The following is an 11942-nucleotide window of genomic DNA, read 5'->3' on the forward strand; positions in this document are numbered from 1 at the left end:
ACAAGAAGGTCGCTGAGCCAGTAGGGAACGGGTCGATCGCCGACGGCGAGCTCGGCTCGACGAGCCCGAAGGACCTGACGGCGCTGGCGACCGGTCGCCCGTTCGACCAGGACCGGGCCGAGCGCGCGGTCAGGGAACTGCTGCTCGCGGTCGGCGAGGACCCCGACCGTCCCGGTCTGAAAGACACCCCCGCCCGGGTGGCCCGCGCCTACCGGGAGATGTTCGCCGGGCTCTACACCGAGCCCGACGAGGTGCTGGCGACGACCTTCGACGAGGGTCATCAGGAACTCGTGCTGGTCCGCGACATCCCGATGTTCTCGACCTGCGAGCACCACCTGGTGTCGTTCCACGGCGTCGCGCACGTCGGGTACATCCCCGGCACGCACGGCCGGGTGACCGGGCTGTCCAAGCTGGCCCGCGTCGTCGACCTCTACGCCAAGCGCCCGCAGGTGCAGGAGCGGCTGACCAGCCAGATCGCCGACGCGGTGATGCGCAGGCTCGACCCGCGCGGCGCGATCGTGGTGATCGAGGCCGAGCATCTGTGCATGGCGATGCGCGGCATCCGCAAGCCTGGCGCGAGCACCACCACCTCGGCGGTGCGCGGCCTGTTGCAGACCAACGCCGCCTCGCGAGCCGAGGCGCTGGACCTGATCCTGCGCAAATGAGCGAGCCCCTCGTGACCGCGCGCAACGGCCGCTCGTGTGTGGTCATGGGTGTGGTGAACGTGACCGGGGATTCGTTCTCCGACGGTGGTCGCTATCTCGATCCCGATCTCGCCATCGCGCACGGTATCGCGCTCTATTCGGCGGGCGCCGACATCGTCGATGTCGGCGGTGAGTCGACCAGGCCGGGCGCCGACCGGGTCGATCCTGCCACCGAGGCGGCCCGGGTCGCTCCGGTGATCCGCGGACTGGTCGCCGCCGGTGTGCCGACCAGTGTCGACACCATGCGCGCCGAGGTCGCCGAGGCGGCGCTGACCGCCGGGGTCTCGGTGATCAACGACGTCTCCGGTGGCCGCGCCGACCCGAACATGGTGAAGCTCGTCGCCGAGTCCGGCGTGCCGTGGATCCTTATGCACTGGCGGGCAGGCGCCGACTACCGGCACACCGGCCCGGCCGACCACTACGACGACGTCGTCGCCGAGGTGCGCGCCGAACTCGCCGCGCAGGTTGACCTGGCCGTCGCCGCCGGTGTCGACCCGGACCGGCTGATCCTCGATCCCGGCCTCGGCTTCGCCAAGAACGCCGAGCACAACTGGGAACTGCTCGGCGCGCTGCCGGAGCTGGTCGCGGGCGGCCTGCCGATCCTGATCGGCGCGTCCCGTAAACGTTTCCTCGGCGCACTGCTGGCCGACGAGTCCGGCCCGCGTCCGCCGGACGGCAGGGAGACCGCCACCGCCGCGGTCTCGGCGATCGCCGCCAGCCAAGGCGCGTGGGGTGTCCGGGTGCACGACGTGCGTGCCTCCCTGGACGCGATCGCCGTTGTCGACGCGTGGCGCCGAGCCACCGCCGCCCGAGGAGTCACCCGATGAGCTCACCGCTGCTGCCCCCGCCCGCGGGCAGGCCCGCGACCTCCCGGATCGAACTGCGCGGGCTGCGCGTGTTCGGCAGACACGGCGTGTTCGACTTCGAGCGCCGCGACGGTCAGGAGTTCGTCGTCGACCTGACGGTGTGGGTCGATTTCGCGGCGGCCGCCGCCTCCGACGACCTGGCCGACACCGTCGACTACGGTGCGCTCGCCGAGCGCGCGGTGCGCATCGTGGCCGGTCCGCCGCGCGATCTGATCGAGACGGTGGTCTCCGAGATCGCCGACGACGTGATGACCGACCCGCGGGTCGAAGCGGTCGAGGCGGTCGTGCACAAGCCGTCGGCGCCGATCCCGCACACCTTCGCCGACGTCCGCGTGGTGGCAACCCGCTTCCGCACGGCGGAACCGGGGCCGCGCCGATGACGCGCGCCGTCCTGTCGATCGGCTCGAACCTGGGCGACCGGCTCGCGCATCTGCGCGGTGTCGTCGACGCGCTGGGGGAGCGGGTGCTCGCGGTCTCGCCGGTCTACACGACCGCCCCGTGGGGCGGCGTCGACCAGGACGACTACCTCAATGCCGTTGTCGTGGCCGAGGATCCGGCCTTCGACGACTACGCCTGGCTGCGCTTCGGCCAGGAGCTCGAGCAGGCGGCGGGCCGGGTCCGCGAGGTGCGGTGGGGTGCGCGCACACTCGACGTCGACGTGGTGACGTGCACCGACGCCACCGGCGCCGCCATCGCCCGCGACGCCGATCCCGCCCTGATCCTGCCCCATCCCCAGGCATACAACCGGGCCTTCGTCCTGGTCCCGTGGCTCGACGTCGACCCGTCGGCGCGACTGCGGGTCGACGGCGCCGACGTACCGATCGCCGAGTTGCTCGCCGGCCTCGATCCGGCCGAGCGCGCCGGCGTGGTGCGCACCGACCTCGTGTTGCGGGACGAGAGCGCGCGCCCGTGCTGAAACCGACCCGGGTGCTCGATCTCGCGCTGAACGTGGTTGTCGCCGCGGCGATCGCCTGGGTCGCCACCCGCTTCGCGTATTCGACCTTCCCGTCGATCTCGGTGGCGGCGGGCGCCTCGCTGCTGCCGGTCGCCGCGATCGAGGCGGCGCTCGGCTACGTCATCAAGGCCAAGATCGCCGACGAGAAGATCGGCGACGGGACCGACGAACTGCATCCGATCAATGTGGCGCGCGCGGTCGCCCTGGCGAAGGCCTCGCTGCAGGTCGGTTCGCTGGCGGCGGGTGTGTGGCTGGGATTCCTGCTGTGGGTATTCCCACAGCGCGGCACCGTGACGGCGGCCGCGGCGGATTCGCCGGGCGCCGTGGTCGGTGTGCTGGCTGGTTCCGCCCTGGTTGCTGCGGCTTTGTGGCTGGAGTACTGCTGCCGGGCGCCGGAGGAGCCGCCGGACGAACCCGCTACCACCTAGCAATTTGCGAATGGAATCACCGCGCAGTTTGGTGGGCCGACCAGCATATTCCGGCTACCCTGGCCCACATGGTTTCACCCTCCCGTAGCACTCCGCCCCGTCGACGGCGGGACGACGCGGGAAAGCTCTTCATCGGCGTGCTCATCCTGCTCGGTCTGACGGCAAGTGTTTTCCTGATCTTCAGCGAGAACGTCCAATATGTACGAGTAGGCCTGGTAGCGGCCCTGTGGGCGGCCGTGATCGGCGCCCTCGCGGCCACCCGGTATCGCAAGGACTCCGCGGTCGACAAGGCCAAGGTGCGCGATCTCCAGACGGTGTACGAGTTGCAGCTCGAACGTGAGATCAACGCGCGCCGCGAGTACGAGATGGGCATCGAGGCGCGGGTGCGCGCCGAAGTCGGCGCCGACACCTCCGAGATCGCCGCCTTGCGCGCCGAACTCGCCCTGCTGCGCCAGAACCTGCAGGTCCTGTTCGACGGCGCGCTCCCCGACGAGCAACTGGCCCTGCAAGCCGACGCGGTCCGCATCGACGCCCTGCCCGCCGCGGGCTTCGACGCCTTCGACGACGCCGACCACGATTTCGCCGATAGCCCGGTGGATGCCAACGCCGCCTGGTTCGGCCCATGGCAGCAACCCCCCAGCGCGCTGAAACCGGTCTTCATGCAACCGGTTTCGGCCAATTTCGCCGACCCCTACGACGACCCGGTCACCGCAGAGACCTCCGCGGTCCAGCTCGACGACTACGCCGAAGCCCAGCAGGCCGAAGCCGCAGCTGCGCAACCCACCGAGCCGACCCCGGCCCCGGCCCCGGCCAACGGCAAGACCCCGCCGCCGCGCCTGTCGTCCCCGAACACCAGGAAGATCGACGACCTGGGCGAGACGGTCACCCCCGCCACCAACGGCGCGCCTGTCCAGAACGGCACCCCGGAACCCGCGCCCACCGGCACCACCACCTCGGCCGAGCCGACCACCGGCCCGACCGTCGGCACCAGCTCCCGCCGCCGTCGCCGCGCCGAAGAAGAGGGCGCCCCACGCCTATCCGTGGCCGACATCATGGCCAACCTCGAATCGGAGTCCACCTCCCGATAGTGAAAGTCAGCCGATCCTTGGATCAGACCGGCGATCACTGATTTCGCAATGCACATGGGTAACTCGCCGGGTACGGGCAACCGCAACCCGCGCCACGACCACAGGCCGCCGACGTCACTGAGCCAACGCCCGAGTCTGGCCGAGAGTCGCGGGGAGGCGGGGTGCCAAGAGTCGCGGGGAGGCGGTTCAGAGAGCTAGATCACGTGATGGGTCCGTGGCGTCGCGTGGGCACCGCCCGATATCCTCGATCCGTAACGTCCGGTACCCGCATTGCGGGACTGGAACGCAAATCGAGAGGACAATGTTGACCTCGAGAAGTGTCAATTCCGATGGCGCGAACGTGGGTGTCGACCCTGCGCCCGCACGACTGACGGTGGGAATCGTCTCGGCGGGACGGGTGGGTTCGGCTCTGGGTGTCGCGCTCGAGCGAGCCGGTCACGTGGTGTTCGGTGTCGCCGCGATCTCCGATGCCTCGGTGCACCGGGCGCAGACGCGGCTGCCCGATTCCCAGATCCTGCCGGTCGAGCAGATCGCCCAGCGCAGTGAGTTGTTGCTGCTCGCGGTCCCCGATGCCGAGCTGGCTGGCCTGGTCCGTGGTCTGGCGAGCGCGAAAGTCGTCCGCCCCGGCACGATCGTGGTGCACACCGCAGGCGCGAACGGCGTCGGCGTGCTCGCGCCGCTGACCGAGCAGGGCGCGCTCGGCCTCGCCATCCACCCCGCGATGACCTTCACCGGTCACGACGAGGACATCGACCGTCTCGCCAACGCCTGCTTCGGCATCACCGCCGCCGACGAGGTCGGTTACGCGATCGGCCAGGCGCTGGTCATCGAGATGGGTGGTGAACCGGTCAAGGTGTCCGAGGATCAGCGCACGCTGTATCACGCGGCTCTGGCCCACGGCGCGAATCACCTGGTCACGATCATCGTCGACGCGGTCGCCGCGCTGCGTGCCGCCATGGCGGGCCCCGGCCTGCTCGGTCAGCCCGTGGTCGACGACCAGCCCAACGGCCTGCCGGAACGTCTGCTCGCCCCGCTCGTCTCGGCAGCGCTCGACAACGCGCTGCGCCGCGGCGGCGCCGCGTTGACCGGCCCGGTCGCCCGCGGTGACGTCGACGCGGTCGCCGCGCACCTGACCGCACTGGAGTCGCTGGACGAGCGCCTGGCCGCGGCCTACCGCGCGATGTCGCTGCGCACCGCCGAACTCGCCAAGACCAATCCGGCCCTGCTGGACCTGCTCGCCAAGGAAGGCCACTGATGGAACCCAGAGAAGTGCACCACCACCAGGGCGGCCCGCGGGCGACCGGCGCGTACAAGCCCGGCGTGCTGACCGTCCATCACGACCCCGAGGTGCTCGACACGGTGACCAAGGCGCTGCGCGGCGCCGGTCGCACGGTCGGTTTCGTGCCGACGATGGGCGCGTTGCACGAGGGCCATCTGCAGCTGATCCGCCAGGCCAGGCTCACCAACCAGGTCGTGGTCGTCTCGATCTTCGTCAACCCGCTGCAGTTCGGCGCCAACGAGGATCTCGACGCCTACCCGCGCACTCTCGACGCCGATCTCGAACTGCTCCGGCACGAGGGCGTCGACCTGGTGTTCGCGCCGACCGTCTCCGACATGTACCCCGACGGCCCGCGCACCACCGTGCTGCCGGGCCCGCTCGGTGCCGAGCTAGAGGGCGGAAGCAGGCCGACGCATTTCGCGGGCATGCTCACCGTCGTCGCGAAGCTGCTCAATATCGCGCACGCCTCCGAGGCGTACTTCGGTGAGAAGGACTACCAGCAGCTCACGCTGATCCGGCAGATGGTCCGCGACCTGAACATGGACGTCAAGATCGTCGCCTACCCGACGGTCCGCGAGCCCGACGGTCTCGCCCTGTCCTCGCGCAACCGCTACCTCGACGCCGCCCAGCGGGAATCGGCGCTCGGCCTCTCGGCCGCGCTGGCCGCGGGCAGGCACGCCGCCGGTCTCGGCCCCGAGGCGGTCGTGCGGGCGGCGCGCGGCGTGCTCGACGCGGTCGACGGCATCGAGGTCGACTACCTCGAACTGCGTGACAGCAACCTGGGCCCCGCGCCCACCGCGGGCAATGCCCGGCTCCTCGTCGCGGCCAAGGTCGGCGATACCCGCCTGATCGACAATGCCCCGATTGTCCTCGGCGCCCAGCTCGACGGGCACCCCGACGCGAACTCCCTGCCTGCCTCGCAGGCGCACTGAGAAAGGCGACGACGATGTTGCGCACCATGATGAAGTCGAAGATCCACCGTGCCACGGTGACCCATGCCGACCTGCACTATGTGGGTTCGGTGACCGTAGACCAGGATCTGCTCGACGCCGCCGATCTGCTCGAGGGCGAGCAGGTCTGCATCGTCGACATCGACAACGGCGCCCGCCTCGAGACCTACGTGATCGCGGGCGAGCGCGGTTCGGGCGTGATCGGGATCAACGGCGCCGCAGCCCATCTCGTGCACCCCGGTGACCTGGTCATCCTCATCGCCTACGGCCAGATGGACGAGCAGGAACTGCGCGACTACGACCCCAAGGTGGTCTTCGTCGACGACCGCAACCGCCCCGTCGAGCTCGGTTCGGACCCGGCGCACGCGCCCGAGGGTTCCGGCCTGACCTCCCCGCGCTCCCTGTCGTTCGCCTGAGCGCGGCGGGGGGACTGCGATGCTGCTGACAATCGACGTCCGCAACACCGGAATCGAACTCGGCCTGTTCTCCGGCAGCGGCGAGCACGCGAAACTGGCGCGGCACTGGCGAATCCACACCAACCCGCTGCTCACCGCCGACGAGTTCGCCATGCAGGTGCGTGGCCTCGTCGGCGACGAGATCGACCAGGTGGTCGGCGTCTCGGCGCTGTCGACGGTGCCACCGGTGCTGCGCGAGCTGCGCACGATGCTCGCGCGCTACTGGGCGCACGTGCCGCACGTGCTGGTGGAGCCCGGTGTGCGGACCGGTATCCCGCTGCTGGTGGACAACCCGAAGGAAGTCGGCGCCGACCGCATCGTCAACTGCCTTGCCGCGTTCCGCCACTTCGGCGGGCCCGCGATCGTTGTCGATTTCGGCACCGCGATCTGCGTCGACCTGGTTTCGGCCAAGGGCGAGTTCCTCGGCGGCGTGATCGCGCCCGGCGTGGAGATCTCCACCGAGGCGCTGGTCGAACGCAGCGCGCTGCGCCGTGTCGAACTCACCCGCCCGCGCTCGGTGCTGGGCAAGAACAGCATGGAGTGCATGCAGTCCGGCGCCGTGTTCGGTTTCGCGGGCCTGGTCGACGGCCTGATCGACCGGATTCGCGACGAGTTCGACGCGTTCTCCGGCACCGATGTCACCGTCGTCGCCACGGGCGCCGGCGCGCCGCTGATCGTCCCGGAATCGGAGACGATCGATCAGCACGAGCCGCACCTGACGCTGACCGGCCTGCGCCACGTCTACGAACGCAACAAGAAGTGACTGTGGTGCAGGTCATTTTCCCCGTAGCGCGCGTCAACTGCTAAACTCACGCTCGTGTCCTTCCGTGTGAGCACCCAGGAGTGTTGTCGAGGCTGACCTGCCTCGACCGTTCGAGGCTGACGTTTTCCCCTCGACCGATTCACACCTCCTGGAGATTCGCTCATGCGTTCTTCTGTCCTTTCCCTTTCGTCCGCGCGCGACGGCTATTCGGCGACACCCCCGCTCGACCGGGCGGTGGCTTCGGCATTGCCGACCCGATTGCGGCCCGCTGACCTGCTGCGACTCACCGACGAAGGCGCCGAGGACGTCCTCGCGGGCCGCTATGACCACCTGCTGCCCGCCGACGGCGTCTGGCCGGCGGAAGAACGCTGGGCCACCCGGCTGATCGCCGACGACGAGGTCGATGTCTGGCTGATCAGCTGGACGCCAGGAAAATCCACCGAATTGCACGATCACGCCGGTTCCCTCGGCGCCCTCACCGTGCTCAGCGGGGCGCTCTCGGAATTCCGCTGGAATGGCTCGGAGTTACGCAGGCGCACGCTCGCCGCGGGCGATCAGGCCTCGTTCCCGATCGGCTGGGTCCACGACGTGGTGCGCGCGCCCGCCGCCGCCGAATCCGTCGGTCCGCTCGATCCCACGCTGAGCGTGCACGCCTATTCCCCGCCGTTGTCGGCGATGTCCTATTACGAGGTGACCGGTCACGGCACCTTGCGGCGAACCAAAACCGTCCTCACGGACCAGCCCGAAGGTGACCTGTGATGAGTCGTTTGACGATTGATCAGATGCTCGAGAACGCCCGCGCCGACCTACGCAGGCTCTACGTCTACGACCTGCCATCGGCATTGGCCAGGGGCGCGATTCTGGTCGACATCCGCCCGGCGGCGCAGCGCGTTCGTGAGGGTTCACTGCCCGGCGCGCTGGTCATCGAACGCAATGTCCTGGAATGGCGCCTCGATCCGACGTCGTCGGCCCGTTTGTCGCTGGCCGCCGACCACGACGTGGAATGGATCATCTTCTGCTCGGAGGGCTACACCTCGAGTTTGGCCGCCGCCTCGTTGCAGCAGCTCGGTTTGCATCGGGCGACCGACCTGATCGGTGGATATCAGGCGCTGAAGTCCGCGGGGCTGTTGACCGTTGCGGTCGGGGCGCCGCACTTTGCTCGTGAGGTGAATGCGCTGGCCTCGCTGTAGCAGCGCCTTGGCCGCCGACCGGGCGCCTTGACCGGCATCCCGGCCACCGCTCTTCGGGGTGGCGGGCGGGGGGTGAGTTGGGTTGTCTGCGTGCGGATTCGGAGCCTCCAGTGGCGGAGGATTGTTTCGATGGTGTGACGTGGATTGCATTCGGCCGAGGAATGGCCGGTGCGATGTCCGGTTTCCGTCTAGTCGTCTGTGCCCAGGTCGCTTATACATTTTCGGCGCACGCTACTGTTGTCGGATGTGAGCACCCCTAACCCCGCCGCAACCGGCCGCGCCGTCAGTTCCGCCGTGGACAGTGATGTCCCCGAGCAGATGCGGATTCGCCGGGACAAGCGGGAGCGGCTGCTCGCCGAGGGTGGTGAGGCCTACCCGGTGGTGGTGCCGCGCACCCACACGCTGGCCGAAATCCGGGCCGCCTACCCGGATCTGGAGCCCGACACCCAGACCGGTCTGCAGGCAGGCATCGCGGGCCGCGTCATTTTCGTCCGTAATACCGGCAAGCTGTGTTTCGCCACGCTGCAGGAGGGCGACGGCACCAAGCTGCAGGCGATGATCAGCCTCAACGGCGTCGGCGCCGACGCGCTGGCCGCCTGGAAGTCCGATGTGGACCTCGGCGACTTCGTCTACGTGCACGGCGAGGTCATCTCCTCGCGCACCGGTGAATTGAGCGTCATGGCCGATTCCTGGTCGATGGCGGCCAAGTCGCTGCGGCCGCTGCCGGTGGCGCACAAGGAGATGAACGAGGAGTCGCGCGTCCGGCAGCGCTATGTCGACCTGATCGTGCGCCCCGAGGCCAGGGAAATGGCCCGTACCCGCGTGAACGTGGTCCGCGCGCTGCGCACCGCGCTGGAGCGCCGCGGCTTCCTCGAGGTCGAGACCCCGATGCTGCAGACCATCCACGGCGGCGCCGCCGCGCGCCCTTTCGTGACCCGTTCCAATGCCCTGGACATGGAGTTGTTCCTGCGTATCGCGCCGGAGCTGTTCCTGAAGCGCTGCGTGGTCGGTGGCCTGGAGAAGGTCTTCGAGATCAACCGGAACTTCCGCAACGAAGGCGCCGATTCGACCCATTCGCCCGAGTTCGCGATGCTGGAAACCTACGAGGCTTACGGCACCTACGACGACTCGGCGACGATGACCCGGGAATTGATCCAGGAAGTCGCGCAGGAGGCATTCGGCACCCTGCTGGTGACGCTTGCCGACGGTACGGAATATGATCTCGGCGGCGAGTGGACGACGGTCGAGATGTATCCGTCGCTGTCGGAGTCCATCGGTGTCGAGGTGACGCCGGAAACCAGTGTCGAGGAATTGCTCGCGCTGGCCGATCGGGTCGGTCTGGAAATTCCTGCGGGCAAGGGCTACGGACACGGCAAACTTGTCGAAGAACTATGGGAACATGCGTATGGCGACAAGCTCTACGCACCGACTTTCGTCCGTGACTTCCCGGTCGAGACCTCACCGTTGACCCGTCAGCATCGCAGCAAGTCCGGTGTCACGGAGAAGTGGGACCTGTATGTTCGCGGCTTCGAGTTGGCAACGGGCTATTCGGAGTTGGTCGACCCGGTGATCCAGCGCGAACGGTTCGTCGATCAGGCGAGGTTGGCCGCCGCTGGTGACGACGAGGCCATGGTGCTCGACGAAGACTTCCTCGCCGCGATGGAACACGGCATGCCGCCGACAACCGGAACCGGTATGGGAATCGATCGCTTGTTGATGGCACTCACCGGTTTGGGAATCCGGGAAACGATCCTGTTCCCGATTGTTCGTCCGGCTAGTCGCTGACCAGTCAATTTGCGGGGCGAAGGCCTCGTGTTGGAATTTTCGTAAATCGAGGTATTCTTGCCTCGGGTATTCGGCCTGGAGGCAGGCTTGACGATTTCGAGAGGACGTTCATCTCATGGCAAAGAAGGTCACCGTTAGCCTGATCGACGATGTCGACGGTGAGTCCATCGCGGACGAAACCATCGAGTTCGCTATCGATGGCGTGTCGTACGAGATCGACCTGTCGGAGGCTAACGCGGCGCGCCTGCGCGAAGGCTTGGACGAGTGGGTCGCCAACGCCCGTCGCGTGAGTGGCCGTCGCCGGGTGAAGGCGGCAGGCGCCCCCGCGCCGCAGGGCAAGAGCCGTGTTTCCATGGACCGGGAACAGAGCGCCGCAATTCGTGAATGGGCCCGCCGCAAGGGTCACAAGGTCTCCGCCCGCGGCCGTATCTCGGCCGACATCACCGAGGCGTACAACAAGGAAGTCGGCAAGGCCTGAAGTTTTCGACGGCGGTCCGGGGTTGCTGACGCGCGATCCCGGGCCGCTTTCTCGTTGCCGGTGTTCCCCCAGGTCGGGACACGCGGCGGCTGTCTCCCAGGGAGATAGACTGATGTTCGTGCGCAAGGTTTTTCATGTCGGCAGACGCCGGCCATTCGACCTGATCTGGCGAGTACATGGGTAACTCACCGGGTACGGGCGAACTGGCCACGCCCTCCACCACCGGCCGCCGACGTTTCAGGCCACGCGCACAAGTCTGGCCTGAATCGCGGAGAGGCGGGACAGCGCAGTGACCGGAATGGCGAGTTCGTTTCTTCGGTATACCGATGACACCGGGCGACAGCACGAGCTGCCGCTCGAGCCTACGCAGCAGCGTTTCACTATCGGCCGCAATGTGCAGGCCGACCTCGTCCTAGGCTGGGACGCCGAGGTCTCACGGCTGCACGCCGCGGTCGAGCATCTCGGCGCGCACTGGACCATCGTCGACGACGGCCTCTCCCGCAACGGTACCTTCGTCAACGGCGAGCGGCTGATCGGCAGGCGCAGACTCAGCCCAGGCGACCGTATCCGCGTCGGCACCACGCTGGTCCATTTCTTCGATTTCGGCGGCGTCGTCGACGACGCGACGCATACCGCCTCCGGCTCGATACCCACCATGCGCTCGCTCACCGAGACCCAGCGCGCGGTGCTGATCGCGCTGTGCCGCCCGTACAAGCACGGCACCGGCTTCGCCACACCCGCGTCGAATCAGCAGATCGCCGAGGAATTGTTCCTCTCCATCGACGCGATCAAGACCCATCTGCGCGCCCTGTTCGCGAAGTTCGGGGTGGAGAACCTGCCGCAGAACCAGAAGCGCACCCGGCTGGCCGCGCTGGCCATGCAGAGCGGGATGATCTCCGACCACGACCTGTAGGCGACGCTCGCACAGGTGCGTGAGCGTCTGAACTATGTCGGCGACACGCGTTACACGGTTGACTGAGTCGTATCACCGGAGCACAGGG

The 11942-nt window shown here is 68.2% G+C and carries 15 protein-coding genes; all 15 read left to right on the forward strand.

The window, feature by feature from the left end; all coding sequences use genetic code 11:
• Positions 1-35 precede the first annotated feature (35 nt).
• The 15 genes from folE to ACWF9G_RS09920 all read left to right on the forward strand — a co-directional run bounded on the left by folE (position 36) and on the right by ACWF9G_RS09920 (position 11854).
• Complete coding sequence (gene folE / locus ACWF9G_RS09850) at positions 36-665, forward strand: GTP cyclohydrolase I FolE (protein WP_452514859.1); 630 nt, start codon at positions 36-38, stop codon at positions 663-665.
• Positions 662-1531 (forward strand): dihydropteroate synthase, encoded by an 870-nt coding sequence (gene folP, locus ACWF9G_RS09855; RefSeq protein WP_452514766.1) that lies wholly within the window; start codon positions 662-664, stop codon positions 1529-1531. The genes folE and folP overlap by 4 nt, the downstream gene beginning before the upstream one ends.
• Positions 1528-1950 (forward strand): dihydroneopterin aldolase, encoded by a 423-nt coding sequence (gene folB / locus ACWF9G_RS09860; protein WP_379309241.1) that lies wholly within the window; start codon positions 1528-1530, stop codon positions 1948-1950. Before folP ends, folB begins: the two co-directional genes overlap by 4 nt.
• The gene (folK, locus tag ACWF9G_RS09865) at positions 1947-2486 is read left to right on the forward strand and encodes a 2-amino-4-hydroxy-6-hydroxymethyldihydropteridine diphosphokinase (RefSeq protein WP_379309240.1); all 540 of its coding nucleotides are present in this window, start codon (positions 1947-1949) and stop codon (positions 2484-2486) included. The genes folB and folK overlap by 4 nt, the downstream gene beginning before the upstream one ends.
• On the forward strand, positions 2480-2953 hold the full coding sequence (locus ACWF9G_RS09870) for a DUF3180 domain-containing protein (RefSeq protein WP_379309238.1): 474 nt from the start codon (positions 2480-2482) through the stop codon (positions 2951-2953). Before folK ends, ACWF9G_RS09870 begins: the two co-directional genes overlap by 7 nt.
• Before the next feature lie 68 nt (positions 2954-3021).
• A complete protein-coding gene (locus ACWF9G_RS09875) occupies positions 3022-4041 on the forward strand; it encodes a DUF6779 domain-containing protein (RefSeq protein ID WP_452514767.1) in 1020 nt (339 codons plus the stop codon).
• A 340-nt stretch (positions 4042-4381) separates the two neighbouring features.
• Positions 4382-5296: a Rossmann-like and DUF2520 domain-containing protein gene (locus ACWF9G_RS09880; protein ID WP_452514768.1), complete on the forward strand. Its 915-nt coding sequence runs from the start codon at positions 4382-4384 to the stop codon at positions 5294-5296.
• Positions 5296-6252, forward strand: coding sequence for a pantoate--beta-alanine ligase (gene panC / locus ACWF9G_RS09885; RefSeq protein ID WP_452514769.1), 957 nt, complete (start codon positions 5296-5298; stop codon positions 6250-6252). The genes ACWF9G_RS09880 and panC overlap by 1 nt, the downstream gene beginning before the upstream one ends.
• Positions 6253-6266: 14 nt before the next feature.
• Positions 6267-6686, forward strand: coding sequence for an aspartate 1-decarboxylase (panD, locus tag ACWF9G_RS09890; protein ID WP_110041391.1), 420 nt, complete (start codon positions 6267-6269; stop codon positions 6684-6686).
• Between the two features lie 19 nt (positions 6687-6705).
• Positions 6706-7488 carry a type III pantothenate kinase gene (locus ACWF9G_RS09895; RefSeq protein ID WP_379309234.1) on the forward strand — a complete coding sequence of 261 codons (783 nt, stop codon included), beginning with the start codon at positions 6706-6708 and terminating at the stop codon, positions 7486-7488.
• 162 nt (positions 7489-7650) lie between these two features.
• Complete coding sequence (locus tag ACWF9G_RS09900; protein WP_379309233.1) at positions 7651-8247, forward strand: cysteine dioxygenase; 597 nt, start codon at positions 7651-7653, stop codon at positions 8245-8247.
• A gap of 8 nt (positions 8248-8255) precedes the next feature.
• On the forward strand, positions 8256-8678 hold the full coding sequence (locus ACWF9G_RS09905) for a rhodanese-like domain-containing protein (protein WP_189031176.1): 423 nt from the start codon (positions 8256-8258) through the stop codon (positions 8676-8678).
• A gap of 318 nt (positions 8679-8996) precedes the next feature.
• Positions 8997-10463 carry a lysine--tRNA ligase gene (gene lysS, locus ACWF9G_RS09910; RefSeq protein WP_379309260.1) on the forward strand — a complete coding sequence of 489 codons (1467 nt, stop codon included), beginning with the start codon at positions 8997-8999 and terminating at the stop codon, positions 10461-10463.
• Between the two features lie 115 nt (positions 10464-10578).
• Positions 10579-10941 carry a histone-like nucleoid-structuring protein Lsr2 gene (locus ACWF9G_RS09915; protein ID WP_019044650.1) on the forward strand — a complete coding sequence of 121 codons (363 nt, stop codon included), beginning with the start codon at positions 10579-10581 and terminating at the stop codon, positions 10939-10941.
• A gap of 298 nt (positions 10942-11239) precedes the next feature.
• Complete coding sequence (locus ACWF9G_RS09920; protein WP_379086881.1) at positions 11240-11854, forward strand: FHA domain-containing protein; 615 nt, start codon at positions 11240-11242, stop codon at positions 11852-11854.
• Positions 11855-11942: the final 88 nt, after the last annotated feature.

The organism is Nocardia sp. NPDC055029, from assembly GCF_053608525.1.

Excerpts from the sequence above, each read along its gene's own strand:
- panC (WP_452514769.1), top strand. The coding sequence starts at position 5,296 with ATGGAACCCAGAGAAGTGCACCACCACCAGGGCGGCCCGCGGGCGACC.
- panD (WP_110041391.1), top strand. The coding sequence starts at position 6,267 with ATGTTGCGCACCATGATGAAGTCGAAGATCCACCGTGCCACGGTGACC.
- folB (WP_379309241.1), top strand. The coding sequence starts at position 1,528 with ATGAGCTCACCGCTGCTGCCCCCGCCCGCGGGCAGGCCCGCGACCTCC.
- folP (WP_452514766.1), top strand. The coding sequence starts at position 662 with ATGAGCGAGCCCCTCGTGACCGCGCGCAACGGCCGCTCGTGTGTGGTC.
- ACWF9G_RS09920 (WP_379086881.1), top strand. The coding sequence starts at position 11,240 with ATGGCGAGTTCGTTTCTTCGGTATACCGATGACACCGGGCGACAGCAC.
- ACWF9G_RS09900 (WP_379309233.1), top strand. The coding sequence starts at position 7,651 with ATGCGTTCTTCTGTCCTTTCCCTTTCGTCCGCGCGCGACGGCTATTCG.
- ACWF9G_RS09915 (WP_019044650.1), top strand. The coding sequence starts at position 10,579 with ATGGCAAAGAAGGTCACCGTTAGCCTGATCGACGATGTCGACGGTGAG.
- folK (WP_379309240.1), top strand. The coding sequence starts at position 1,947 with ATGACGCGCGCCGTCCTGTCGATCGGCTCGAACCTGGGCGACCGGCTC.
- ACWF9G_RS09895 (WP_379309234.1), top strand. The coding sequence starts at position 6,706 with ATGCTGCTGACAATCGACGTCCGCAACACCGGAATCGAACTCGGCCTG.
- lysS (WP_379309260.1), top strand. The coding sequence starts at position 8,997 with ATGCGGATTCGCCGGGACAAGCGGGAGCGGCTGCTCGCCGAGGGTGGT.
- ACWF9G_RS09875 (WP_452514767.1), top strand. The coding sequence starts at position 3,022 with ATGGTTTCACCCTCCCGTAGCACTCCGCCCCGTCGACGGCGGGACGAC.